Genomic DNA, 26,298 nt, shown 5'->3' on the forward strand with positions numbered 1-26,298 from the left:
TTATAATTTTACATTAATTTTATTGAGTAAAGATAAGATATAATAGAAATCTTCTGCTTGATCTATGTTATTTTTTAATTTTTGTTGAATTTATTTTAGAAAAAACAAAATCAAAAAGAAGGATGACAAGAAATACAATGATTGAATTCACATACAACAGCAGGTCAATAAGACTATCATCAGTATGTTGAGTAAAATAGGCCAATGGATTTACCTGAGACCACAACAGCATCACCAGATAAAGAATTTCAAACAGAACAGCCACTTTCCAAATGGCATCGTAGCTTCTTTTAAAGATCAGGATGGTTGCAAAGCTTATTCCACTGATGATGAGGCCTCCTACAAATACGGCAAAACCGTGTAACGTGTGACTTGAAGGCGGCATTCCTATCAGCTTCACCGATTCCCCAACCAGCCCTGTGTTCAGAAAGGTTATAATTCCTAAAATAAGAATGCTTTTCAGTAAGATATTTTTCATTGCTGAAAATTAATTAAAATTTCAAAATCAAAATTCATTTTCTTTAACTTCGCAGTATGGCAAAACTGAAAACAGCATATTTCTGTCAAAACTGCGGAACCCAATATTCCCAATGGATGGGGCAGTGTAAAAACTGCGGGCAATGGAATACCCTGGTGGAAGAAGTCGTTGAAAAAACGTCATCTAAAACTCCACCTTTCTCAAAATCAAAACAACACGTCATCAACATCATTGAGGTTGAAACCAGTGAAGAACCGAGAATAAAAACCCCCTCCGAGGAACTGAACCGTGTTCTGGGCGGCGGAATTGTCTTAGGTTCAGTAACTCTGATCGGAGGTGAACCGGGAATCGGTAAATCTACGCTTCTTCTGCAGCTGGCTTTGAAAATGAAGAAGAAAATTTTCTATGTTTCGGGAGAGGAAAGTGCTTCCCAGATCAAAATGAGAGCAGACAGGTTAACGGATCTTCAGAACCCGAACTGTTTTCTTTTTACAGAAACATCCCTTGAAAAGATTCTTCACGAAGCTAAAAAGCTGGAGCCGGATTTTATGATTATTGACTCTATTCAAACTCTTCAGTCTCAATTAATAGAAAGTTCGCCGGGCACTGTTTCCCAGATCCGGGAATGCTCCAATGAGATCATTAAGTTTGCGAAGGAAAACAATACTCCCGTTTTCCTGGTAGGCCATATCACCAAAGACGGTCAGATTGCCGGGCCAAAAGTACTGGAGCATATGGTAGATGTTGTTTTGAATTTCGATGGTGACAGAAACCATCTTTTCAGACTGCTGAGAGCCAATAAAAACCGTTTTGGGTCTACTGCTGAAATCGGAATTTATGAAATGGTTTCCCAGGGATTGAAGGAAATCAAAAATCCTTCGGAAATTCTTATTACCAAAAAATTTGAAGAGCTGTCCGGCAATTCCGTTGCTGTAACTTTAGAAGGAAACCGGCCTATGCTGCTGGAAATTCAGGCTCTGGTAAGTACGGCAGTCTATGGTACTCCGCAAAGAAGTTCCACCGGATTTGATGCTAAAAGACTGAATATGCTTCTGGCTGTTCTTGAAAAGCGCGCAGGATTTCAATTGGGAGCAAAAGATGTATTTTTAAATATAACCGGAGGAATTAAGACAGATGATCCTGCATTAGATCTTGCTGTGGTGGCTTCCATCCTTTCTTCTAATGAAGATATTGCCATTTCTGAACATTATTGTTTTGCAGGAGAGATCGGGTTAAGTGGTGAAATCCGTCCTATTGCTCAGGCAGAGCAAAGAATCACGGAAGCGGAAAAATTAGGCTACGAAAAGATTTTTGTATCCAACCTCAACAAAATTCCGAAAAGAAAATTCGGAATCAAAATAGAGGAAGTAAGTAAAATTGAAGATTTCCACGAAAGGCTCTTCTAATATCCGATAAATATGCTGCTCGAAAATATTCAGAAGTTTGTCCTTGTCCTGCTTTATGGCGGTCTGACTCTGCTTTCATTTACATTGCTGATCAATCCTATGAAAGCCAACAGAAAGGCCAACTTATTTTTCGGACTGTTTCTTTTATTATGGTCCAGCTATTGGGTATTGGATGTTTTACGCATCTGCGAAATTAATCCGGAGACCTGGTTTTCATTTTTCGTGTATTCCATACAGATATTTACGCCTATCTTTTTGTTTTTCAGTGTTATATTTTTTATTAATCCGGATTATAGATTTAAGAGAACTGATCTGGTCTGCCTGATCGTTCCTTTGATCTGCTGGATATTATTATTCTGCTCAGAAGAACATCCGGTCATTTATCATATCGTATTATTTATCAATATAGCTCATAATCTTCCTTATATCGCCCTTATTTATTTCAGGATCAGGAAGCATCAGAAAAGAATTGAAACCATTTCAGCTGATACGGAACCCATTGACCTGCAGTGGCTGATCAAACTGAGTTTTCTCCTTTTTATAACCATCATTATAACGGTTGGCTATGAGCTGTTCAATGCTTTTATTTATAAAATGCATCAGCACGTGGTGATGGATCTGCTTTTTTTATTTATCGTGTACAGCACGCTGTATTACGTTCTCCGTCAAAAAGAGATTTATCCTGTAAATAAAAGCCAGCGTGAAGAGCTGCTCTCTATTGAAATGGAAAGTGAAGAGGAAGAAACAATAAGAAAAAAGTTAATTTCTGATCATGAATTTGAGATGTTGAAACAGCGGTTAACTGTTTTAATGGAAACAGAAAAGCCTTATCTGGACGGTGATCTTAATTTACTGAAACTCTCTGATATGGTTCAGATCAATGCCCATCAGCTTTCCTATCTGCTCAATAACGGCTTTCATGAAAATTTCTTTTATTTTGTTAATAAATACAGGGTACAGCACGCTAAGAAGATGCTTATTGATGACTCCAGCCAGAAATGGTCTATATTAGGAATTGCTTTTGAATCAGGCTTCAATTCAAAGACTGCTTTTAATACAATTTTTAAAAAGATGACTGATATGACACCGTCTGAATTCAGAAAACATCATGCAGATCCCCAGCCTAAATCCTGACCTTCAAATAATCTGAAATAAGGTTGATAAAATGCTCCGGATTAGTTATTTTCACAAAAGAATTTAAAATCATGAAAACCAATATCCGGGAATATTACAATAACCTCGCAGATACCTACGATGAAAACCGTTTCGGGAATTCTTACGGGAACTATATTGACCGGCAGGAGAAGGTATTTTTAAATTCATTTTTCCGTCATACAAAATATTCCAAAATATTGGATCTGGGCTGCGGAACGGGCAGGCTTCTTGATTTTGCAACGCACGGCACCGATTTCAGTGAATCCATGCTCAGTATTGCCAAAGAGAAACATCCTGATAAAATAATTTCAGCAGGAGAAATCTCAAAAATCCCTTTTGACACTTCATTTGACTGTATATTCTGCTTTCATGTGATCATGCATCAGACGAAAGATGAAACCGGGAAATTCCTTGATGAATGCAGGAGAAAATTAAATAACAACAGTATTCTGATCTTTGATTATCCTACAAAAGCCAGAAGAAAAACAGTTTCGCCTCAGCAAGACTGGCATGCAGGCAACAGTTTTACCCCTCCGGAAATTTCACAGTTGGTAAAAGACGACTGGAAAATCAAAAGCACGACAGGCATTTTACTTTTCCCTGTCCATCGGATTCCAAAAAGCATAAGAAAGTTTTTCCTTCCCATTGATATTCTGCTCTGCCGGACTTTTCTGAAACGATGGGCTTCCTACCATATCACTGTACTTGAAAAAATATGAAACGGCTGCTAAAAAAAATAATTCCTGATCATTGGAAGCTGCAGATAAAATTACTGCAGCGGTACGTTCATGAACAACGGACCAGGCATCAGTACGTGAAAGAATACCGGCAGGAAGACATTGGATTCTACAAAAATGAATTCCGACAAAGCATCAAAAAAGGAGAATTTATTGAAAATAAGATTCACAACTTAAAAGTAGTCAGCGAAAAAATTAATAATCTTGTGATTCGTCCAAACGAAGTATTATCTTTCTGGAAGCTGATTGGAAAACCTACTTCGGAAAATAATTTTAAAGAAGGACGAAATCTTATCCGGAATAATATTTCTAGCGGAACAGGAGGCGGAATCTGTCAATTTTCCTCTATTCTTTATTATGCAGCCCTTCAATCCGGGTTAAAAATTGTGGAACGATATCCACATTCGGTTGATATTTATAAGGAACATGAACGTTTTACCCCATTGGGGTCCGATTGTACTGTAGTTTATGGCTATAAAGACCTTCAGATACAGAACAACTATTCGTTTCCTGTTCAGTTTCGGAGCTTTATCCATGATCACGAACTTCATCTTGTCTTAATTTCCCCGAAAAACATTCGTTTGAATGAAATCAATTTTCAATATAATGAAACAGGAAAGGGTGTTTGGGTGGAAACTTTTGCAGACAGCAGGTTATTGTTTAAAAATTTTTATATTCGATTATGAATTATTTAGCGCATTCTTTTCTCACCTTTTCAGACGGACAAATTGTAGGACAGTTTCTGGAAGATTTTATCCGGAACAGGGACCGGTTTTCTTTTCCGAAGGAAATCCAGGACGGTATTACCCTGCACCGGGCAATAGACACTTTCACAGACTCCCACCCTGCCATTCATGAGGCAAAAAAAGCATTTTCTCCTTTGGTGAGGCTGTATGCCGGAGCTTTTGTAGATGTTGCCATGGATTATTTTGTAGCCAATGATCTTACATTACATTCATTGGAAGGCTGGAAAGCTCACTCCTTAAACGTATATAAAGTTCTTCATGAGCATGAGCAATGGCTCCCTGAAAATTTTAAAAAAATGCTGGAAAAGATGGAGGAAGATGACTGGCTTTATAATTACCGTGAAGACTGGGGGATTAAATTCAGTATCCGGAACGTTTTGAATAAAGCCCGATATCTGGAAAAAGACATTCCTGTTTTTGAAGCTTTCCTGAAAAACAAATCTTTTCTTCAGCAATGTTATAACGATTTTTTTCCTGATCTGCTTAATCATACCAAAGAGATCAATACACAGTTTCAAATGGATCATAAATAAAAAAACACCTACCTGCAAGTAAGTGTTTTAAATGATTGTGTTTATTAGAATCTTCGACCTTAAATCCGGTAAAACGGGAACTTTTTTACCTTATTTAACTCTTCGAACTAAATTTTTTCTTAATCTGTGGTTTTATTTTGCGTTTGATGTTTTTTATTTTGTCTCAACCACCTTTTACAGGTCTATGAACCTCATCCATAAGTTTTTATCCCTACTTAATCTAAGCGGTTTATGTTATTAAAAAAATCGCAGTAAAGAATGTTTTTTTTACAGCACTCTTCTGTTTTCCTTACTCCTTCTCACCCCGTTGTTTTTTTATTAGTCAATTATCATTTTTCAGATTGTATGACCTCAAGAAACAAGATTCAGAAATCTCCAACTAGGCATAAACAAATATAGCTTTTTTTAAACAAAAAACAAATATTATATAAATTAATAAATCAAAAACAATTTATAACATATAATTAATCAACAAAATGCATGAAAAAATACAAATAATTCAATAATTCATTTTCGAAAATAAAATCCATTTAAAATTATTAATCAATATTTAGTGATTTAATATTTCATTAATAACTCAAAAAGACATAAAATACCTGAAGAAGACCTTTACAGAAATAAAAAATTAACATCTGATTAAAACTGGCGGTAGAGATAACGGTTAGGATACGTTAGTTTTTCACTCTCTCTTTTCCCTTGTATGATGATGTGTACAATATTGATCTGATCATCAAATAAATTATAAAGAAAACTTACCGCAGCTTCTACTTTTTTGGGAACGGTGACTGTTTCAGACTCCATATAAACGTTTACGGATTCACTGTCTTCTTCATAGCCAACATAATTTATTTTCAGAAATTTCCCGTCTCCTTTTAATTTGAAATACTCTGCGCAATATTTCTGCAAGGCTTCATTGAGTTTTGTTTTATATTTTTCATCATTAAAATGGAAAGCGCCTCCATATTTTTTGCTGAGTCCGTTTTCCAGGTCATCCAGAAAAAACCGTCCTGTAATCTCAAAAGTCTTTGATTTTACATTATAATTGATCTCAACTGAACCCACGTGATAAGGATGCTTCGCTTTTGTAAAAGAAAACAGGAATACAACAGGAAGCACAAACAGCCACAAAATCTTCATAAATCCGGACATTTAAAATTTGTTCCGAAATTAATCATTATTTTCGTACGCATTATATTTTTACGTTATGATGCAGGATTTTCTATTCTATTTAAACCTTGGCTGGGAGCATATCATTTCATTGGATGCTCTGGATCACCAGTTATTTGTTCTGGCTTTGATTGCCGTATATTCCTATAGTGACTGGAAAAAAATTCTGATCCTTGTGACTGCATTTACAGTCGGACATTCCATTACCCTTGCTTTAAGCATTCTGGATGTCTTCAGATTTCCTTCTGCATGGGTAGAATTCCTGATCCCGCTCACGATTGTCCTTACTTCCCTGGATAATATCATCATGAAAAACCAGAAACAGACCCTGATGCGGGCTAATTATTATCTTGCTTTGATCTTCGGGCTTGTTCACGGTATGGGATTCGCCAACACAGCAAGAGTAATGATTGCCAAAAGCCAGAGCATTGCGGTTCCTTTATTAGGTTTTAATATTGGTCTGGAACTGGGACAGATTGTTATTGTGGCTGCAATTCTGGTTGTTCTTTTTATGCTTCTCCATATTTTTAAGGTCAATAAAAAAGACTGGATTCTTTTTGTATCCTCCGGAGTATTTGCGCTCTCATTGAAGATGACTTTAGAAAGAATTCCTTTTTAAGCTTTCAATTTCTCATTTAAATATTATTATCTTTGATCATCCTTAAATCATTTCGGTCATGAAGCTAAAAGCAGCCGTCCTTTCATTTGCTGTATTTACGTATACAGGAATCACCGCACAGAATATCCTAAATAATCCGGGAAGCAACCATGGAAATAAGTTTGAGCAGCTGGGAACTATTCTTCCTACGCCTAATATTTACAGAACTGCCTCGGGAGCACCGGGTCATGGATACTGGCAGAACAGGGCAGATTATAATATCACGGCTTACCTTGATGAGGATAAAAGAAACCTGAAAGGATCTGAAACAATTACCTATTACAACAATTCTCCGGATGATCTGGACTATCTTTGGCTTCAGCTGGACGAAAATGAACAGTCTACAGTAAAAAATGCAGGTTACCCAACCTCCTCTACCCTTCCTTCATCAATGAATGACAACCAGTTGAAAGTAACCGAACTTCCGGAAAAAGACAACGGTTATGGTGTTAATATTGAAAAAATAACAGACGCTTCCGGAAGCCCGTTGAAATATACAGTCAACAAAACGATGATGCGTATTGATCTTCCGAAGGTTTTAAAGAAGGGTGAAAAAATTGTCTTCAAAATAGACTGGAACTACAATATCCCGAACCGTATCCAGATGGGTGGCCGTGGAGGCTATGAAAACTTTAAGGAAGACGGCAATGATCTTTATACCATGACCCAATGGTACCCAAGAATGTGTGTTTACAGTGATTTCCAGGGCTGGCAAAACCACCAGTTTACGGGAAGAGGTGAATTTGCTTTGGTATTCGGAAATTTTAAAGTTTCAATGAATGTTCCGGCCGATCATATTGTTGGCGGAACCGGAGAATGTAAGAATTACGAGCAGGTACTGACTTCCGACCAGATGTCCAGATACCGCAAAGCTGAAAATGCTGCAGAACCGATTGAAATTGTAACGCTGGAAGATGCTAAAAAAGCAGAGAAAAATCATTCAAAGCAAAGAAAAACCTGGGTATTTGAAGCTAACGATGTGAGAGATTTTGCCTGGACTTCTTCAAGAAAATTTGTCTGGGACGGAATGAGAGTAACCATTCCTGAAAACAATAATAAAGTAATGGCGATGAGTTTTTATCCGAAAGAAGCCTATGGTCTGTACAGAAAATTCTCTACCAAAGCGGTTGCCCATACGATTAAAACCTATTCAGAATTTACCATTCCTTACCCCTACCCTGTTGCGCAGTCTGTAGAAGCGGCCAACGGAATGGAATATCCGATGATCTGTTTCAACTTCGGGAGAACGGAAAAAGACGGAACATATTCTGAGGGTACTAAAAACGGAATGATCGGGGTAATCATTCACGAGGTTGGTCATAATTTTTTTCCAATGATCATCAATTCCGATGAAAGACAATGGAGCTGGATGGATGAAGGACTGAATACGTTTACCGAATATCTTACGGAAGAAAAATGGGATAATAAATTCCCGTCAAAAAGAGGACCAGCCTGGACGATCGTGGATTATATGAAGCTTCCAAAGAACCAGCTGGAGCCTATCATGAGCAACTCTGAAAATATTATTCAGTTTGGGCCGAATGCCTATTCAAAACCTGCTACAGGACTTAATATTCTTCGTGAAACAATCATGGGAAGAGAGTTATTTGACAAAGCTTTTAAAACATATGCCAAAAGATGGGCCTTCAAACATCCTGAACCTGCCGATTTCTTCCGTACCATGGAAGATGCCAGCGGTGAAGACCTTGACTGGTTCTGGAGAGGATGGTTCTACGGAACAGATCCTGTAGATATTGCTATTGATAAAGTAACGATGGCTGCACCAGATCTGAATACCCCTCCGAAAGAGGCCAAAGAAACAAAATATAAAGTAGAAAAACCTCTGCAGAATGAGTTTGAAGATATTTCAAAGATCAGAAACAGGGAAGATAAAAATATTTCATTCTATGTAGATAAAGATAAGGAAGCACAGGATTTCTATTATCGATATGACAGAGGCCAGGAAAAAGTAAATCAGGACAAAGAATATACCACCAAAACTGAAGCAACTCCTGCCCTGGATACAAAAGATAAAGAGAGGTTTAAAAATATGACCGGATACCAGATTGATTTCGTTAATAAAGGCGGACTGGTAATGCCAATCATCCTTGAATTTACGTTTGAAGACGGTACTAAAGCCTATGACAAATCATCTGCCCAGATCTGGAGACATAATGAACAGAAGGTTTCGAAGACGTATTATTTCGACAAAAAAGTAAAATCAATCCAGCTTGATCCTATGAGAGAAACTGCTGATATTGACACTTCCAATAATTTCTGGAGCAGCAATGGTACAGACAGTCAGGTTTCGAAATTCCAGTTATTCAAACAGAAGCAGGACGGCCCTGTAAGAGGTGGCTCAAACGGCAAAACCAACCCAATGCAGGCCGCCGGAAAAAGTTAACAGCCAGCACTTTGTAACTTTTACAATACCTAGCACTACTTATTGATTAAAAAAATTATGAAAAATTTTCTTTTCCTTTTAATCATAAGCAGTGCTAATTTATTTTCTCAAAGCCTGCTTACTCCTAAACAAAACAAGATAGATCCGAAACTGATCAAAGATGAAGTTTCAGAATTTTCATGGTATGCTGAAAATGCCGGAAATAAAATGGAGATCGGGAGTATCATTAATGAATTAAAAAAAATCAACAAAACAGATCTGCTCATTAAAACTACTGTTAAAATGAAGCAGATGAATGGAAGCTGGATAGATTCCACGATCGTAAAAACAGCGGATTTTCAACCGGTTTATCATTCCTCTTATAATCCGATGAGAGATATGGTACTTCAATCCGGGAAAAACAAAATCACCGGATATTACCTCGACAAAAAAACACAACAGAAAGAAACTATTGATATGCCGGGGGAAAATTATTTCGACAGCAGCAGCTATCCTTCTCTTCTCCGGTATCTGCCGCTTAAAGAAAACTACACCGCGGAACTTTCTATTTTTGATTATAACCCGGCTGCCAAAAAAGGAATCATAAAAGCGTACATATCAGGAGTACAAAAAACCGATCTCAACGGAAAGAAAGTCTGGGCTGTAAAAACAACGGATGATATTAGTGATAAAACATCAACCGTCACTTATTACATAGATCCCGAAACAAGAAAAGTCCTGAAGCAGGAAATAGATATGGGCGGAAGAAAAATGATGATGGAACCTATTCAGCGATAATGATTTTCCAGAAATCCAGCAGATACCAATCACCTGAACGGGGCTACATACTGTACACGGCATGCAGGGCAAAAAGCTTTACCTTTGGAATACTTCATAACACCAAATGTCAAAGCTCCTGATTGACTTTAAATGTTCAGGAATACAGAACAATAAAATATATGGTATGAAAAATCTAAAATCATTAAGCAAAGAAGCCCAAAAATCTATTCATGGCGGCGGAAGAATTGTCTGCTGCGATTACAACAATCAGGGAAAATGTATCTTATGGATCGGGCCGGGACAGTATTGTCCTTAATCTAAGGAATCATTCAATGTAAAACATCAGCCGGAAATTTTCCGGCTTTTTATTTTTCTGCCAAATTTTCACACTGAGGAATAAAACTCTGCCATTTCATCCACCCCCTGCCTGTGGCATACATTTAGAGAATTACTAGAGAGAAATAATTAAAAAATAAATATATTATGTCAGTAAACTTTAAACCATTGGCAGACAGAGTTCTTATCGAGCCGATTGCTGCAGAAACTAAAACAGCTTCAGGTATTATTATTCCGGACACTGCGAAAGAAAAACCGCAAGAAGGTACTGTAGTGGCAGTAGGTCCTGGTAAAAAAGATGAGCCTACAACTGTTCAGGTAGGTGACAAAGTTCTTTATGGAAAATATTCAGGTTCTGAATTAAAGCTAGACGGGAAGGATTATTTAATTGTAAGAGAGGCTGATCTACTAGGAATTATTGGATAAGATACAGTAGGCATTAGGCTATAAGCAATAGGCAATGAGAGACTACAAAAAATATGATATCTGGAAAATTGCTCATGAGTTGGTAAAAGAAATTTATACTACTTCTGAAAACTTTCCAAAATCTGAACTTTTTGGTCTTACGTCTCAAATAAGAAGAGCATCCGTCTCTATCCCAACAAATATTGCCGAAGGTTGTGGAAGATCTACAGATAAAGAATTTGCAAGATTTTTAGAAATAAGTATTGGTTCTACAAACGAAACAGAATATTTACTTCTTCTCTCTTGTGATCTGGGTTTTACAACCGAAGAAAAATTATTAAGCCTTAATCCTAAACTGAATTTAATCAGACAAAAACTTATACAACTTAGAAAAAAATTATTAAATAATAATTAACAGCTTCAAGGCAAAAGCTTATTGCTTACTGCCTAAAGCTTAAAGCTTAACATTATGGCAAAAGAAATAAAATTCGATATTGAATCAAGAGACGCTTTAAAAAGAGGTGTAGATGCATTGGCTAATGCAGTAAAAGTAACTTTAGGTCCTAAGGGAAGAAACGTAGTAATCGAAAAATCTTTCGGTGCTCCACACGTGACGAAGGATGGTGTTTCTGTAGCAAAAGAAATCGAACTTGAAGATAAAGTAGAAAACATGGGGGCTCAGATGGTTAAGGAAGTAGCTTCCAAAACCAATGATATTGCTGGTGACGGTACTACTACCGCTACGGTTCTTGCTCAGGCTATCGTAAGAGAAGGTCTTAAGAACGTAGCTGCCGGAGCTAACCCAATGGATCTTAAAAGAGGTATTGACAAAGCAGTAACTGCTGTTGTTGAAAACCTTAAATCCCAGTCTCAGGCTGTAGGTGATTCTACAGATAAAATTAAGCAGGTTGCTTCTGTTTCTGCTAACAATGACGAAACAATCGGTTCTCTAATCGCTGAAGCTTTCGGAAAAGTAGGTAAAGAAGGGGTAATCACTGTAGAAGAAGCTAAAGGTATCGATACAACAGTAGATGTTGTAGAAGGTATGCAGTTTGACAGAGGATACCAGTCACCATATTTCGTGACTAACCCTGAAAAAATGTTAGCTGAACTTGAAAACCCATATATCCTTTTGGTTGAGAAGAAAATCTCTTCTATGAAAGAATTGCTTCCTGTTCTTGAGCCAATTGCACAAGGTGGTAAGTCTTTATTAATTATCTCTGAAGAAGTTGAAGGGGAAGCTTTAGCTACATTGGTAGTAAACAAATTAAGAGGATCTCTTAAAATTGCTGCCGTAAAAGCTCCAGGATTCGGAGACAGAAGAAAAGCAATGCTTGAAGATATTGCAATCCTTACAGGAGGTCAGGTGATCTCTGAAGAGCAAGGGTTCACAATGGAGAACATTACTCTGGATATGCTGGGTACTGCTGAAAAAGTAACGATTGACAAAGACAACACAACGGTTGTAAATGGTGGTGGTGACGAAGCTAAAATCAAAGGAAGAGTAGCTCAGATCAAAGCTCAGATGGAAACTACAACTTCTGACTACGACAGAGAGAAACTTCAGGAAAGATTAGCTAAGTTAGCTGGTGGTGTTGCTGTACTTTACGTAGGTGCTGCTTCTGAAGTGGAAATGAAAGAGAAAAAAGACAGAGTAGATGATGCCCTTCACGCTACAAGAGCAGCGGTTGAAGAAGGTATCGTTGCCGGAGGTGGTGTTGCTTTAGTAAGAGCCATCAAGTCTTTAGAAAACCTTTCAGGTGCTAATGCAGACGAAACAACAGGAGTAAAAATCGTTAAGAGAGCTATTGAAGAGCCATTAAGACAAATCGTTGCCAACGCTGGTGGTGAAGGTTCCGTAATCGTTGCTAAAGTAGCTGAAGGACAAGGTGACTTCGGATACAACGCAAAAACTGACGAGTACGTCAACATGCTTGAAGCAGGAATCATAGACCCTACCAAAGTAACAAGAGTTGCCCTTGAAAACGCAGCTTCTGTATCTGGTATGCTTCTTACAACAGAATGTGTAATCACTGAAGTGAAGAGCGCAGAACCAGCTATGCCAATGGGTGGCGGAATGCCGGGAATGATGTAACAGCGTGTCGCTGAGACAATTTAATATATAAACCGTTCTGCTTTTGTGGAGCGGTTTTTTGGCTTTATGGTTTCCCGTAAGAAATCAATTTTGAAATAGTATAATTTTATCTAATAATATAGTTTTATAAATAATATTAATTAGCTATTTTTATTGACATTTTAATAAATTAATACTAAAAAATTCATAACCAATGAAAGTATACATGGATATTGCAAAGCACAAGATTCCTTTTTTGAAAGGCAACAACAATATTTTAATCTGACTTACGAATTTTCTAATACCTTTTCTTTAACAAAATTACAACAAACGAAAATTACAATAAATGAAAAACTTTGACAGTAGGACTTACAGTATTAACGATTTTCTAGAATGGAATGACAAAAAGCAACTGCAATTATCACCAAAATTTCAAAGAAAATCAGTATGGACAGATGATGCTAGGTCATATTTATTGGACACAATAATTAGAGGCAAACCAATTCCAAAAGTTTTTATTAGACAAACTTTAAATGTTGAGACAAGGCAATCAATTAGAGAGGTTGTAGATGGACAACAAAGGCTTAGAACAATACTTTCATATATTAATGATGGATTTGTAATAAATAAAAAGCATAACGAAAAATATGGTGGTTATTATTTTAGTCAACTAGGTAATATAGATCCGGAAATACAAGCCCAAATTTTAAATTATGAATTAGCTGTAGATTTATTAGTAAATTTACCTGATAAGGAAATTCTTGATATTTTTAGTCGATTAAATTCTTATTCTGTAACATTAAATGAGCAAGAAAAAATTCATGCAAACCATTTTAGTGAATTCAAAATCCTTGTGGATAAATTAGCTCATAAATATAATGACTTCTGGACTGATAGTAAACTTCTAACAAATCAAAAAATTCTGAGAATGGAAGATGCAACTTTAGTTGCAGATTTAGTAGTTGCTATGTTAGAAGGTATTCAATCAAAGAAACAAATCAAAAATTTTTATAGTAAATATGAAAAATCTTTTGAATTTAATGTTTCTGAAGTTGAACAAAAATTTGATACAACTATAGAGTTAATTAAAAGTGTTTTTGATGAAGGATTAAAATCCACTGAATTTAGGCGTATTCATTTATTTTACTCTCTTTTTACTACTTTCTATTATTCTTTGTTTGGATTAAAAGATATCAAAATTGCTATGAATTCTATAAATCTAAATAAATATGAAAGAATAAAAATTTCATTAACAAATCTTAATGATCTGTTCAGTAAAAAAACTCTTATAGGTTTACCTGAAAATGAAATACAATTTTTAAATGATAGTAGAAGAGCTACTACAGATACAGTTGTTAGAATGAGAAGAACTGAATTTCTAATCAATAAAATAAATGGTGTATAATGGCTTTAAACCAAAATTTGACAGAATTTAGAGCTACTATAATAGAATTGAATCAACATATTCAATTTGCACACCAAAAATATGCTAGTGGTTCTTATAAAATCGCAGTAAGTTTGAGAGAATTTATTTCAGAATCTGCTTTCCTAAAAATTTTTGTTGCGTGGGAGACATTTGTTGAAAAATGTTTCATTGATTATTTAATCAATGAGGAATCTATACTAAATCGTAGACCGGCAAAATGGGCAACCCCTATTGATTTTAATCATGCAAATCAAATAATAATTGGCAATCAAAAGCATATGGATTGGTCGAATCCAGAAACAATTAGAAAAATAAGTAAAATATTTTTTCATCAAGGCTATGTATTTGATACTGCGTTATCCGCCATAAATGCAGATTTAATGGATATGAAGGCAATAAGAAATTCTGCGGCTCATTTGTCTTCGACCACTACAACGAAATTAGATGGTGTAGCTACAAGAATATTAGGAACTCCATCGGTAAATTTTACAGCTTATAAATTACTTTTTCATAATGATCCCAGAAGTATGCCTACCTTACAGACTGTTCTAGAAAGATATTTAAACCTTTTAGATATAGCTGCAGAAGAAATAGCAAATGGATAATCAATATATAAATCATAAAAATTACCCCACTATACAAAATCTCCTAACCTTGCACAGAATAAAAAAAGCTCCGAATTCTGAAGACTTCAGAGCTTTTTTTATTTATCTAATTCGGAATAGTATTCTTCAAAATCAAAAATAATATCAAATAATTCTTTGGGATGTATTCTTAGTCCGGTTGCAATTTCAATGAAAGTACTGAGTTGACAATCAATCTTATTATTAGCCACATCACTAATCCTTGCAGCTGTTACATTACATCTTTCAGAAACTTTAGAATAAGGAGTTTCTCCTTTTATTTCTTTTATTTTTTCTGAGACCATTTTTTTGATTTCATCAGTCTTAAACTCGTTCATAATCGCACTGTTTAGTGCAAATTGTAATTATTAGCATAAATTATCATTACCGAATTCGGTAATACAAAGATATTTTTATTATATTTGGAAAAGATTATTCATTAGAGTAATTTTGCGATACTTCAAAAAAATATAGAAGCTATTGCTTAGAATCTCGACTTGAAAACTGGTAATTTAAAAGCAACGAGAAGATAAGCAAGAAGCTCACGACCTAGGCGTGGGCTCTTTTATCTGTTGCACGGTATACCAGTACCTCTAGTACAGATATTGTAGAGTCTCATGCCGTTTTATTTTCATGCTGTTCTGCTTTTCTGCAATTATTTTTTCTAAGCCTGCTTTACAACATAAAGTATCATGATACGGTACAATGGGGTGTACAATCCATTGCGGCTTTCGGGCTTTTAGAAAAACACAAATTCTATCATATTCATTAGGCTTGTATCGGCAGGAAGTTCAGGTAGGCTTCCTCCTTTACGGTCAGTAAAATCGTACACTAAAAAAATACAGACTCATGAAAAAAACCAGAACAGACTTTACATCCCGGCTGGGGAAAGGCCGGAAGAAGCATTGCGGATTACAGCAGATGGAGACGTTTTTCCAGCTCAATGACCTTACAGCATCCAAAGAGCTGCTAAACCACATTATGAATTATGCTGTTAAAAGAAATAGCTGGATAAAAGAAGATCCATCCGTTATCTTTCATTTTCACCAGGCGATGCGGTCATTCATCCGTGCGGGCTACTTCATCATGCTGAAGGAAAAGAAATGGGCTCTCAATACCCAGTTGGAAGAAGTCTCTCCGTTGGTTCTGGGCTTGCTTTCTGAGAAAGAATACCAAAATCCTCTGCTGGTCTTTAAAAAAGCATTCAGGGAATACAGCATCAAGGAGTTTGATTATTTTATTTCCGGAATGGTCTATTTCTCACTGGGCATCTATGACCATCTTCCGGAAAGGAATATGATAAGCCCGTACATTCATCTCACCAAAATGCTGGATGCAGCGTACCTTCTTCTGGAAAGGAAAGAGTTCAAAAGTTTGATCTAAAAAAGATAGCATTTGACACTCTTCATAAATTCTTCAGAAGATTCCGAAAACTTAATACTATTTTTAAATATTTTCAGAACATTAAAGAATGATTTATCTTTGACTGCTTATTCATAAAACTTTAAACTAATAATCACATCTGAAAACTAAAATGGAAGAGATCTTTAAAAGCTACGAAAAAGAAATATCCAAAAAACACAGCTTTGGTTTTACTCCTGCCTATAAAGAAGAATTCAGAACACCAGTCAGCGAAATTCTTTTCATTGCCATCGCAGAAAAAACATTTGAAAGACTGGGTTGGGATCTTGTGTATAAAGATGATTACAATATAGAAGCAAAATATAAATGTACAGGTTGGATGAATGAGCGTTGGACTGAAATTATTACCGCTACTTATAAGAACGGTGCAGTATCAGTAAAAAGCGAATCTTTAGGAAGCGAAATCTGGGATAATGGAAAAAATTCTAAAAGAGTTAAGCTGTTTATTTATGCTTATCAGGAAACTTTAAAAACGTTCAACCTGCAAACTCTTAAGGATCTTGAAAAGGAAATAGAAAGGAAAAACAATTGGGATGATTATATAATTCCTGAAACTTTACCACAACCCACACCAACAAAAACACCCAATATAACATTACCCATTATGGGTGGAATATTCATTTCGTTACTAACCAGTTTTCTGGTGGCATTGCTTTCGGTAAAAGGACTTTACTTCATTGGATTATTTGAATTCCTTGTGGCAACAGCCCTTGTCTTTGCAATGAAGTATGTAATTAGATTTTCAAACTATACTGATTTAAATAAGTTGCAATACCTTTTTGGTGCGATGATCCTTTTAACCTATATCTCAAACGAATATTTTCAATATGAAATAATTCTAAATACAAATAATCTTGAGAGAATTGGATTTTTTAATTTTTTACAAATAAGATTTTCACAAGGCTTTATAGTAAACAAAATAAATACTGGATGGATTGGCTGGATCGTTATTTGGGTGATACAACTTGGGTTAACTGGTCTTTTTGTTTACCTTAAATTAGTTAGGGTACTTACAAAATATGTTATTGAAAGAGTTCCGCCAGAAGTCGTTGATTTCACATTTTATCATCTGTTAAAAGATAGGTCAGAGGAAGAAGTAAGAGCAGAACTTGCTAAAAAAGGATGGTCAGACATACAACATCAGAATGAAGCTTTTGAAGCAATTGGAGGTTTTCAAAGTGTAGTAACATTGAATAGACTTAAATAATGTTCAATCCTTTATTCTCCTCCCCCACGCAAAGCATAAATTTTTAAGTTTTAATATCTCCGTTACCGCACGATTATATTATTAGAATGTTTAATTTATAATACTATAGCCGCACTAAAGGATTCGTGCGGCAGCAGTATACCAAAAATAACACCAAAGAATTCTCTTCAACTTTTTCCTATCTTTAAACCACGCTATTCAATTAAAGAGACTTAAATAAAAATAAATACTACTATCATTGAAAAAGTTATTAATTCTTTCATTTTTAGGTTCAATACTAGTTCATGCACAAACACTTCAATTTAAAACTCTCGCCAATATGTCTGTAGGCAGAGGTGGCACTGCCAGTGTGATTGTGAATGACAATATCTATGTGAGCAACGGGTATCAGGAAGACAGCGGTAATGCAAAATTTATTGAAAAATATAATATTACCTATAACAAATGGAGTGTTCTCAATTCTACTCTGCTTCCCAGAAGATTTGCCAATTCGGAGACTTACGATAATAAAATTTATATTTTTAACGGCTGGGGAAACAGCCATCTTGAAATTGTAGACCTTGCAACCAATACAATAACGAAGGGTGCTACCAATCGCTCCTACACAGGAAATGCAGGTTCTGCAATCTATAATGGCAGAATATATGTGTTTGGCGGCAGCGGGCTAAATGGAGCTGAAACCACGGTATTTTCTAATAAATTCCGGTATTATGACATTGCTTCAAATACATGGAATCCCTTACCCGATATGCCCACAGCCAGAGAAACAAAGGGCAAAATTGTAAATGATAAACTTTATGTAATTGGTGGTTTTAATGGTACCCCATCCCGTCTGATCAATGTTTACGACCTCAAAACCAATCTTTGGGTCGATAAATATACCATGCCTGTTGGGATAGCCGGACACTCATTAGCGGTATCCGGTAATAATATTTTCATTATAGGTGGTTTTAATAATCAAAGCTTTCTCGCGTATTTTGATACTACAACCAATAAACTATATCAGCTATCCTCCAATATGATTCCCAGAAGATATCCTACAGCGGAAGTATATAACAATAAATTATACATCATTGGTGGAAGTACAACGTCTCTACTCAAATCATCAATTAAAAGTACCCAGGTAGCTGATATTAATGAAAGTGTGCTTTCTTCAACGGTAAACAAGTAAGATCACTATAACCATATGAAAGGATTCGTTCGGCAGCAATGGAAGTATACAGAACGAGTTGAGCTATTAGCATTGTCCAATATTCTATTTAACATAGGGAAAACTTGTGTATATTTGGAGATATAACAGTACACAAAACCAATGACCATTAAAGAAGCTATAATAAAAGTACTTGAAGATAATATCGGTGCATTTACATATATTGAAGTCCATGATTTAGTTAACGCTAAAAATTATGTTGATTGGTCCAATGCAAAAACACCAACCGATACAATTGGAGCACAATTAGGACATTTTATTAGAAAAAATGATACTCGTGTAAAAAGATTTAAGTCTAAAAATGGTTTTCTATATTATTCTTCAAAAAACGAAAATCAAATTAATTTAGATGTTCCAATTGAAAAAATCAAGGAATCTGTTATTAGAAAAGATAAAAAATCATTTCACGAAAGACACCTTCATAAATTATTAGTAAGTTACCTAAAAAGTAGAGGCATTTATGCTAAAACAATTTTTCATGAAAAATCATTGAATACAAAAGATGACCATCAAAAATGGGTTCATCCTGATATGGTTGCGATTGACTTTGTTAATCTGAAAAATAAAAACTCAAATGCTTTAATGAAATTGGTAAATAAAGCTGATGCTTTTAATATTACCTCATATGAAATCAAAAAAGAAATAAATACAGATTATGAATTAAAAAAGTATTTCTTTCAAGCTGTTTCAAATTCAAGCTGGGCAAATTATGGATATCTGGTTGCTTTTGAAATTAGTAAAAATTTGCTGGGAGAAATGGAAAGATTATCTCAATCTTTTGGAATTGGAATTATTGAGCTGAAGTCCAATCCCTATGAGAGTGAAATTCATTTTGTATCAAAATATCGTGATCTAGAATACAAGACAATTGACAAACTTTGCGAATTGAATCCTGATTTTGAAAAATTTATTTCGCAAACAGAAGCGTTATTAAGTGCTTCAGATAAGTTTTTAGGAGGCACATTAGAAATTTTCAATAAATATTGCGACGAATATTTTAAAACCGATTCAGAAATAGAAGAATATTGTAAAACAAACGGAATACCTTACGAAGATTAAAACATAGGTTTTGCAAAATGGAAGGTTAAGTTTAAGTTGAACTTTTGTGCTTTCAAATCCGCAATAATTCACCCCCTGCTGCGCAAAGTCTACTGACTTTATGCATACATAATAATAAATCATCCAAAGTCAGGAAGTTTCGAAAACCGGATCGTAATCTTTAGGTTGGGATTATAAAAAACTAATACAGCATGAAAACAACAATCTATACCGTACAGGATATATACATTCCCCAATCCTGGAATACCATTCATAAAGAAAATTGTCTGTTACCATTGACGCATAATCAGATTATATAATCATCACAAAACAACACTACGAATGGGATATTGGCGCACACTGCATTTATTTGATGACAAAAAATTTTATAAAGACATTGTTCCGGCATTAAAAGGAGAAACAGGCGACTTAACTGCCGATTGCCAGGAATTTTTAAAATCTCATGTTATCGGAAGCACTTTACATCTGTCTAAACAGGAACTCGAAAAGCTCGTCAATCAAACTATTGAAAATATTGTTTCAATATCAAATTCATTAGATGAAACTTTCAAAATAAACAGCGAATATCAGAAAGCAGAAAATACAAACACTGAGGTGGCATTTTGTAATAATTTAGAAGGATATTATGAATTTTCCAAGTTTTTTGAATATTATACCTTTAAGACCTGCGCTGATTTTTTCCCTCATTTAGGCCTTGGAAAAGGCGGAGTGTCCCGGAATTTTGAAGTATCTGAAAAAGCGCTTGCCTATTCAATCATTGAAGACCTTGATGATTGGAACAATTTTTTGTGTTTCGACAGAATGGGAATTACCAATTGGATGTCTTATGAAGATCTTCAATACCTTTATCTTGACAAGGAGAATCTGAAACATGACGAGAATGAAATAGCAGGGGCCTTTCTTACCCTTCTTGAAATAGCATACACTAACCAACTTGGCTTTATTATGGGGGTTGATATGAGAGAAGAGATATTACAATCGCTGCCCAGCAATAAGACCGTAAAACCAGAAACCTGGACACTGCAGAATTTATCCGGGCTGATATGGGGAATGTAAACGATCGAAATACATAAAAAATAGTCCCAGAAAATAACATCAGCTTACTGAATTCCTATTGAACACGCAAAGATGTCTATTTACAGAATATTTGTGCATAAATCAAGACGTTAGCGGCTAATTAAAAACATCATGAACAGATTAATTAAAGATAAAAGATTCCTTTTACCATCAGATATTAAAAAATATTCACTCGGTTCCAAACAAAAAGTGAAAGAATATATTGAAGCTCATGGAGGCTATGTTATCCGGGATAAATATACCCCTGAAGAATACGATTATATCCTTATCGGAACCCAGGTTAACGACTTTGGATATAAAGCCTCAAGACATCTTGAATTATATCCTGAAGCTAAAATCCTGTTTGAACAGGAACTCCTCATGGAATCACAGGAAGAAAACAGATATCTCAAGTCTTTTTTCAAAGATTGTATGGATAGGTTCAGAGCTGTTTTTTCACATCCTGACATTTTAGTGGCCTACTATTCAGTGGGCCGGCCTTATGGACCCGATGATTTTCAAAAAATTGAAAAAAAGCTTAATCAGAATATTCCTGCAGCGATAAAAGAGTTTTATTCAATCTTTGGACAACTGAAACTGATCTGGACCTACTGCAGCATCAATACTCAGCGAAGCTTTTATAATGACAAAAATGTTTATAACCTTATGACAAACAGTTGTGGAGAAATGTACGGCTCCATTCAGATCCTGGATCTAAAAATGGCCCTGTTTGAAGACTGGACCAAACATGAACATGCCGTTCATCTGACATCAGGGAAAAGCTTAAAGATTTTTGATTACTATTCTGATTATCATATGGCTGCTTTTGACCTTGAGAATGACAATCCCTTGGTATATATCGGTGATGATTACGGGGTAACTTTTGAAGACTGTCAACCCATGCTTTTTTCCGATTATTTAAAACTGGTCATTAACTCTTATGGCTTTTCCCACAGAAGTTATTTATTTGAAGGCGCATACGGACGTAAAAAGAGTATGCCTGCGCTATCTGAAATACTAAAAAATCCTATTGAATTAATTCCGGTTAAATTAGACGATATTGAATAACAAAATGCAGTTTTCACGCTTAAAATGGCTTAAAGGAAAGCCCGGAATCGCTACTTAAATACAGAAATAACCATGAACTTCATAAAAAAGCACTTATCAAAAACAAGATCAGCGTCATTTTAACTTTACAGATTTCTGAGCCGGATTTAAACGTTTCCGAATTTGCAGGTTTTAAAATTGTAAATTGTTATGAACTGCTTGAAAAATATAATTATCGTTCATCACAGGATTCTGAATTAAAGAAACTTGAATACATTTCTAAAGAGATCATTAATTCTGAAGATCCTATTTTAATCTGTAATACCGGATTAAGTACGATGGACTTTGATATCATCTCTGAGATTTTGAGGCCATACGAATTAACCATCAACAAAATCTTAGTCCCCAACCCATCCAAAAGAAACAAAAAACTTGCTGATGGACAGGAAATGTATAGAAACCACAGCCGCTGGCTTCATTTTTATCCCGGAGAAATTGAGGATATCTATAACGATTTTGAAGAGGAAATTAAAGACTTAAAAACAAGGTATGAAAATACAGAAACGAAAATATTGGAAATATAAACCTCAACTTGCAGGATATTGGTGCAATACGTAGATTTGGGAGATTACAACATTTAATAAAAACTAATAACTAATGGCGAACAGATCTTATCTATACAGCGCAAATACAGAAGTAACCAGGCTGCGTGATGTATCGGAATGGAACTATGAAATTCCTTTATTCCATAAAATAGTTTTAGGTTCTGAAACTCAAATGTCTAATTCTAAAATATGGAACTTTGAACATCCCATCGCCATCAAGGGCGATTTTAAAAACGGATTAAAGAAATTTTATGATCTTTTAGATTACCTGGAAACACAGGCATATATCGACACACAGGTAATAACCGGGATCAGACAGGACACAATAGATTTCTTCGAAAAATATCCTGAAAGAGCGTTGGATCTGTTTTTTCTGGAAGCAGGAGAAGTTTTTGACATGGCAGGAGATATTGCTCCCATTGAGCAGCAGAACGAATTGTTTTACGATGAAATTATCTCAATATCCAAAGACATTGACGATATTTTAGAGAAAAAACCGGATAATGTATTTGATTTTAAAGATTCTCTATGGCTGCAGGAATTGAAAAAAGATATCAATGCTTTATCTGTATACTGGACTTATGTAACCTATTTTTCATTCAACAAATCGTAAACAGAACCATTCTTAAATAAAAAAACATGTTGGCAATACACAAATACCGGGTAACGGATTACTCGGTAAAGGAAAGAGATACAAAAGAAATCTTTAATTATTGCTTTGAGTTTTCAGACGAAGACTTTAGTTTTGAGGATTGGTCGGAAGTATTTTAAACAGGATATTAAGTCAAGAGTTACCTTAAGACGATATGCTTATAAAAAATCTTTGATTTTTTCCTTAATTATTCTTAGCACTTAAATGGTCTTAATGTTTTAAATTTATTTAAAATATTAAGACCTTACATCAACAGAAAATTATGGCAAAAAATAAACTTGACACCTTTAAAAACCATCTTGGTTATGATGGCAAAAAATTCAATCCCGAAAAAGCTATTTCAATATTGAATGAAATCGGAGTTGATGCAACCAACGATATTGGTGAGACCCCTTTGATCATTGCGGCTTACTTAGAAAGAATAGAAATATTAAAGATAATCATTCAACAGACCCAGAACATTGACCAAAAAGTGCAGGGAAGCATAACAGAAACTGCCCTTTTAGAAGCTTGCGGACAAAGGCGTCTGGAAAGTATCAAACTATTGGTTGAAGCAGGTGCTGGCCTGGAACAGGAAGATAGATTTGGTTTGACACCGCTGTCAAGAATATTTACCAATACTTTTTCCGATCCAATTCCAAGTGCAGATTATCTGGTTTCTAAAGGTGCGAAGATTACGGACAGAGTTATTAATATGGGAATGTCCTGGAATAAAGAGAGGTTTACCGATTTTTTAAAAACCATCCACTACGACCCGGGAAATATTTCATTACCTGTAGAAGACACCGTTCAGGAGGAAGAAATAAAAATTGACACTTCAATTGACATAGAACATATACACCATGTTGTTAATAACAAAAATTATTTTGAAACCGCGAAAATAATCTGGAAAAAACTGGTTCCAAAATCCGGGCAGGCAGACACTGTACAGGGTGAATTATTGAGAGCAATTGAAAAGTTAAGAGACGAAGCCCAGAGAAATGGAAATGGAAACTTCAATAAAAACTGCCACGGTCTGCTCATTGACTTTTTAAGGAGCGAATTAACAGGTAAAAATCTTTTTGAAAAAGAAATAACAGATGAAATAAATGACGACTTAGATAGGTTATCTTTTGAAAATAAGCCTTACACAGAGGACGACATTTACGACAGAATTACAGAGAGAATTGTTGATTGGTATTTGAAAAATCCGACACAAATTTTACATCAAAAGGATGATCAGCTGTATTGCTAAACTCAACAATGCAGTTCCGTAAAATCTCCTGACGTTTTGGAATAACACGATAAGCAGCAACTAAAATAATATACCAATAGTCATGACACAACAAATTCGGGATGCATTACTTTATAAGGACAAAGAATACTATCTGAATAATGAAATTTTAGAGTATTATTTTAACGAATTCCCTGAGCGAAAACCGGAAAATACAGGAGGGTTTAGTGCTTGCTGGAGAGGATATGTGGCATTCTTTGAAATAAAAAATAATGAATTAATCATAAGAAAAATAAACTGTCTGTTTAATCAGGAACGGGAAAAATATGAAGAAGCCATTCCGTATTTTGAAAAGGTGGAATCCAATTTTAAAAAAGAAGATACTTTTAATGGATGTTATGCATTATGCCTGAAGCAGATCGCAATAAAAACTTCTGATGAAAAGCTGATGAAAAAGTCTAAAAAATATTATGAAAAGGTAAAAAACAAAGCCGGGCTTCCTGAAGTAATAAAAAATGCGTTCAAAGAAACTTAATAAACACGGATAAAACAAAGGGCTAAATTACACCACTTATTCATCCGCTATTGTTTTTTTTAGTTAGCTGTAATTCCAAAAACTAACAGTAAGTGAAAATCATATTAAAATGTCCATTTTGTGGCAAGCAAATTCAAAAAAAAATATCTAAACACCTTAAACTTCATTCTGAAAAAATGAATGAATTAGAATTAAATGACAAGTTTGAATTTACAATTGATTCATTTATTGGCGGTTGGTTATTTTTAAAAATATCAAAGTTTTGAAAACTTGATAACTTTCAAAATGATCTGCAAAAATTAATAGAGGCGAATTTCTCAAAAAAGGAAGAATTAAGTACAGAACAAAAAAATAAAATAAAAAAACAACAAAAACTAAGTATTGAAAAAAATAATTCAGAACAAAAAAAATATAAAGAAAAAATAAGAATTGAAAATGAAACTTTCAAAGAACAATTAGTTAACAACAAAATTAAAAGGATTAAATCTTCGTTAAAAAATAACGAGCGTGAATTAAATGGCAATAGCAATTCTATTAAGCCAATTTATCATAGAAAAGGATCAAAAAATTAGAACTGCAGAATAAAACCGTCAACTATAAATGTAATTTTATGACAATGCTTGATTACAACGAATTTGCTCAATCTGAATTAAACGAACTCATTCCTATTCAAGAGGAATTTATAAATAAATACAATATAAATTCTTTTACGAATTGGTTCTATGATAGTGACTCTCAAATTTTAAGATTGTATAACAATGATCATGACGAAATTTTCTTTAAATATATTCCAATAGGAACTTATTCTTTAACATCTGAAACCTGGATGTGGAGCTGGTTTAACAATTACTTAACTGAAAATAACAAATCAGAAACACTGAAAATCAAAGATTTTGGACAAGAAAATTCTTTCAAAAAGTTATATGAAGGAACGTTTTCAAGCGATAAATTTGATAGTGATGAATTTATCGCAATAAGTTTTAAAATTTTAAGAGGAATTGGTGTTTATATTGCATCAACAGAAAAACTTAATTTTTATTTGCTTTTAACAGAAATAATTGAAGCTGACAACAATCCAGAGATTAAAATGCTAAAACAGAAGAAAATGGATTGTGGAAACCATGGTTTTAAAAGACCGGCTTATGTTTGTCAACATTTGAATTTGGAAACTCCTGTTGGATTTGAAGAAGCATTTGATACTTATAAAGGGATGGAATTGGATGATGAGGAAGATTTCCAAGCCTGGTGTAACGACTGCGAAAAAATAAGAATTAAATATGATGGATGGGATGAAGAGTCAGAAAAGTTTGCAAAAATAAAATTAGTATGTGAAGATTGTTATTTTGAAATGAAAAAACTAAATAACTTATAAAAAACTGCTAATA

At 34.8% G+C, this 26,298-nt stretch carries 29 protein-coding genes; 26 read left to right on the forward strand and 3 right to left on the reverse strand.

All coding sequences use genetic code 11. The features are described 5' to 3' along the window. Nucleotides 1–67: 67 nt before the first annotated feature. Complete coding sequence (locus FW768_RS11660; RefSeq protein ID WP_153395599.1) at nucleotides 68–478, reverse strand: hypothetical protein; 411 nt, start codon at nucleotides 476–478, stop codon at nucleotides 68–70. 56 nt (nucleotides 479–534) lie between these two features. Here FW768_RS11660 and radA point away from each other — a divergent pair, with 56 nt between their 5' ends. The 5 genes from radA to FW768_RS11685 all read left to right on the forward strand — a co-directional run bounded on the left by radA (nucleotide 535) and on the right by FW768_RS11685 (nucleotide 5,055). Beyond that, a complete protein-coding gene (gene radA / locus FW768_RS11665) occupies nucleotides 535–1,884 on the forward strand; it encodes a DNA repair protein RadA (protein WP_153395601.1) in 1,350 nt (449 codons plus the stop codon). A 12-nt stretch (nucleotides 1,885–1,896) separates the two neighbouring features. Then, a complete protein-coding gene (locus tag FW768_RS11670; RefSeq protein ID WP_153395603.1) occupies nucleotides 1,897–3,018 on the forward strand; it encodes an AraC family transcriptional regulator in 1,122 nt (373 codons plus the stop codon). A 71-nt stretch (nucleotides 3,019–3,089) separates the two neighbouring features. Further along, complete coding sequence (locus tag FW768_RS11675; protein ID WP_231128677.1) at nucleotides 3,090–3,758, forward strand: class I SAM-dependent methyltransferase; 669 nt, start codon at nucleotides 3,090–3,092, stop codon at nucleotides 3,756–3,758. Continuing rightward, complete coding sequence (locus FW768_RS11680; RefSeq protein WP_153395605.1) at nucleotides 3,755–4,462, forward strand: VanW family protein; 708 nt, start codon at nucleotides 3,755–3,757, stop codon at nucleotides 4,460–4,462. The genes FW768_RS11675 and FW768_RS11680 overlap by 4 nt, the downstream gene beginning before the upstream one ends. Next, nucleotides 4,459–5,055 (forward strand): acyl carrier protein phosphodiesterase, encoded by a 597-nt coding sequence (locus tag FW768_RS11685; RefSeq protein WP_153395607.1) that lies wholly within the window; start codon nucleotides 4,459–4,461, stop codon nucleotides 5,053–5,055. The genes FW768_RS11680 and FW768_RS11685 overlap by 4 nt, the downstream gene beginning before the upstream one ends. A gap of 636 nt (nucleotides 5,056–5,691) precedes the next feature. Here FW768_RS11685 and FW768_RS11690 read toward each other — a convergent pair. After that, the gene (locus tag FW768_RS11690; RefSeq protein WP_153395609.1) at nucleotides 5,692–6,192 is read right to left on the reverse strand and encodes a DUF6702 family protein; all 501 of its coding nucleotides are present in this window, start codon (nucleotides 6,190–6,192) and stop codon (nucleotides 5,692–5,694) included. Nucleotides 6,193–6,262: 70 nt separating this feature from the next. Here FW768_RS11690 and FW768_RS11695 point away from each other — a divergent pair, with 70 nt between their 5' ends. The 9 genes from FW768_RS11695 to FW768_RS11730 all read left to right on the forward strand — a co-directional run bounded on the left by FW768_RS11695 (nucleotide 6,263) and on the right by FW768_RS11730 (nucleotide 14,889). Next, nucleotides 6,263–6,841, forward strand: coding sequence for a HupE/UreJ family protein (locus tag FW768_RS11695; protein ID WP_153399886.1), 579 nt, complete (start codon nucleotides 6,263–6,265; stop codon nucleotides 6,839–6,841). A gap of 58 nt (nucleotides 6,842–6,899) precedes the next feature. Next, nucleotides 6,900–9,284: a M1 family metallopeptidase gene (locus FW768_RS11700; RefSeq protein WP_153395611.1), complete on the forward strand. Its 2,385-nt coding sequence runs from the start codon at nucleotides 6,900–6,902 to the stop codon at nucleotides 9,282–9,284. Nucleotides 9,285–9,341: 57 nt separating this feature from the next. Beyond that, entirely contained in the window at nucleotides 9,342–10,061 is a 720-nt protein-coding gene (locus FW768_RS11705) for a DUF3108 domain-containing protein (protein ID WP_153395613.1), read from the forward strand. A 166-nt stretch (nucleotides 10,062–10,227) separates the two neighbouring features. Further along, entirely contained in the window at nucleotides 10,228–10,359 is a 132-nt protein-coding gene (locus FW768_RS23845; protein WP_262885779.1) for a bacteriocin-like protein, read from the forward strand. Nucleotides 10,360–10,526: 167 nt separating this feature from the next. Then, a complete protein-coding gene (locus tag FW768_RS11710) occupies nucleotides 10,527–10,805 on the forward strand; it encodes a co-chaperone GroES (protein ID WP_153395615.1) in 279 nt (92 codons plus the stop codon). Nucleotides 10,806–10,839: 34 nt separating this feature from the next. Next, nucleotides 10,840–11,199 (forward strand): four helix bundle protein, encoded by a 360-nt coding sequence (locus FW768_RS11715; protein ID WP_153395617.1) that lies wholly within the window; start codon nucleotides 10,840–10,842, stop codon nucleotides 11,197–11,199. Between the two features lie 54 nt (nucleotides 11,200–11,253). Next, nucleotides 11,254–12,879 carry a chaperonin GroEL gene (gene groL / locus FW768_RS11720; RefSeq protein ID WP_153395619.1) on the forward strand — a complete coding sequence of 542 codons (1,626 nt, stop codon included), beginning with the start codon at nucleotides 11,254–11,256 and terminating at the stop codon, nucleotides 12,877–12,879. A gap of 325 nt (nucleotides 12,880–13,204) precedes the next feature. Beyond that, nucleotides 13,205–14,263, forward strand: coding sequence for a DUF262 domain-containing protein (locus FW768_RS11725; RefSeq protein ID WP_153395621.1), 1,059 nt, complete (start codon nucleotides 13,205–13,207; stop codon nucleotides 14,261–14,263). Further along, on the forward strand, nucleotides 14,263–14,889 hold the full coding sequence (locus FW768_RS11730) for a hypothetical protein (protein WP_153395623.1): 627 nt from the start codon (nucleotides 14,263–14,265) through the stop codon (nucleotides 14,887–14,889). The genes FW768_RS11725 and FW768_RS11730 overlap by 1 nt, the downstream gene beginning before the upstream one ends. A 98-nt stretch (nucleotides 14,890–14,987) precedes the next feature. Here the strand turns inward: FW768_RS11730 and FW768_RS11735 are convergent, their stop codons facing one another. Next, nucleotides 14,988–15,245, reverse strand: coding sequence for a hypothetical protein (locus tag FW768_RS11735; RefSeq protein WP_076595057.1), 258 nt, complete (start codon nucleotides 15,243–15,245; stop codon nucleotides 14,988–14,990). A 511-nt stretch (nucleotides 15,246–15,756) separates the two neighbouring features. Here FW768_RS11735 and FW768_RS11740 point away from each other — a divergent pair. From FW768_RS11740 to FW768_RS11790, 12 genes are all read left to right on the forward strand, one after another. After that, nucleotides 15,757–16,290 (forward strand): hypothetical protein, encoded by a 534-nt coding sequence (locus FW768_RS11740; protein WP_153395625.1) that lies wholly within the window; start codon nucleotides 15,757–15,759, stop codon nucleotides 16,288–16,290. Between the two features lie 151 nt (nucleotides 16,291–16,441). Beyond that, nucleotides 16,442–17,536 (forward strand): hypothetical protein, encoded by a 1,095-nt coding sequence (locus FW768_RS11745; RefSeq protein ID WP_153395627.1) that lies wholly within the window; start codon nucleotides 16,442–16,444, stop codon nucleotides 17,534–17,536. 238 nt (nucleotides 17,537–17,774) lie between these two features. Further along, nucleotides 17,775–18,707: a Kelch repeat-containing protein gene (locus FW768_RS11750; RefSeq protein ID WP_153395629.1), complete on the forward strand. Its 933-nt coding sequence runs from the start codon at nucleotides 17,775–17,777 to the stop codon at nucleotides 18,705–18,707. A gap of 141 nt (nucleotides 18,708–18,848) precedes the next feature. Next, a complete protein-coding gene (locus tag FW768_RS11755) occupies nucleotides 18,849–19,805 on the forward strand; it encodes an HTH domain-containing protein (RefSeq protein WP_153395631.1) in 957 nt (318 codons plus the stop codon). A gap of 321 nt (nucleotides 19,806–20,126) precedes the next feature. Beyond that, nucleotides 20,127–20,861, forward strand: coding sequence for a hypothetical protein (locus FW768_RS11760; RefSeq protein WP_153395633.1), 735 nt, complete (start codon nucleotides 20,127–20,129; stop codon nucleotides 20,859–20,861). 132 nt (nucleotides 20,862–20,993) lie between these two features. After that, nucleotides 20,994–21,929 (forward strand): hypothetical protein, encoded by a 936-nt coding sequence (locus FW768_RS11765; RefSeq protein WP_153395635.1) that lies wholly within the window; start codon nucleotides 20,994–20,996, stop codon nucleotides 21,927–21,929. A 317-nt stretch (nucleotides 21,930–22,246) separates the two neighbouring features. After that, on the forward strand, nucleotides 22,247–22,492 hold the full coding sequence (locus FW768_RS11770) for a hypothetical protein (protein WP_153395637.1): 246 nt from the start codon (nucleotides 22,247–22,249) through the stop codon (nucleotides 22,490–22,492). A 73-nt stretch (nucleotides 22,493–22,565) separates the two neighbouring features. Then, nucleotides 22,566–23,126 carry a DUF7822 domain-containing protein gene (locus FW768_RS11775; protein ID WP_153395639.1) on the forward strand — a complete coding sequence of 187 codons (561 nt, stop codon included), beginning with the start codon at nucleotides 22,566–22,568 and terminating at the stop codon, nucleotides 23,124–23,126. Between the two features lie 26 nt (nucleotides 23,127–23,152). Beyond that, complete coding sequence (locus FW768_RS23850) at nucleotides 23,153–23,284, forward strand: hypothetical protein (RefSeq protein WP_262885780.1); 132 nt, start codon at nucleotides 23,153–23,155, stop codon at nucleotides 23,282–23,284. A gap of 143 nt (nucleotides 23,285–23,427) precedes the next feature. After that, complete coding sequence (locus FW768_RS11780) at nucleotides 23,428–24,399, forward strand: ankyrin repeat domain-containing protein (protein WP_153395641.1); 972 nt, start codon at nucleotides 23,428–23,430, stop codon at nucleotides 24,397–24,399. A gap of 82 nt (nucleotides 24,400–24,481) precedes the next feature. Further along, on the forward strand, nucleotides 24,482–24,913 hold the full coding sequence (locus FW768_RS11785; protein ID WP_153395643.1) for a hypothetical protein: 432 nt from the start codon (nucleotides 24,482–24,484) through the stop codon (nucleotides 24,911–24,913). Between the two features lie 610 nt (nucleotides 24,914–25,523). Beyond that, on the forward strand, nucleotides 25,524–26,285 hold the full coding sequence (locus FW768_RS11790; protein ID WP_231128678.1) for a DUF6882 domain-containing protein: 762 nt from the start codon (nucleotides 25,524–25,526) through the stop codon (nucleotides 26,283–26,285). Nucleotides 26,286–26,298 lie beyond the last annotated feature (13 nt).

This window comes from Chryseobacterium vaccae (assembly GCF_009602705.1).
Classification (GTDB): domain Bacteria; phylum Bacteroidota; class Bacteroidia; order Flavobacteriales; family Weeksellaceae; genus Chryseobacterium; species Chryseobacterium vaccae.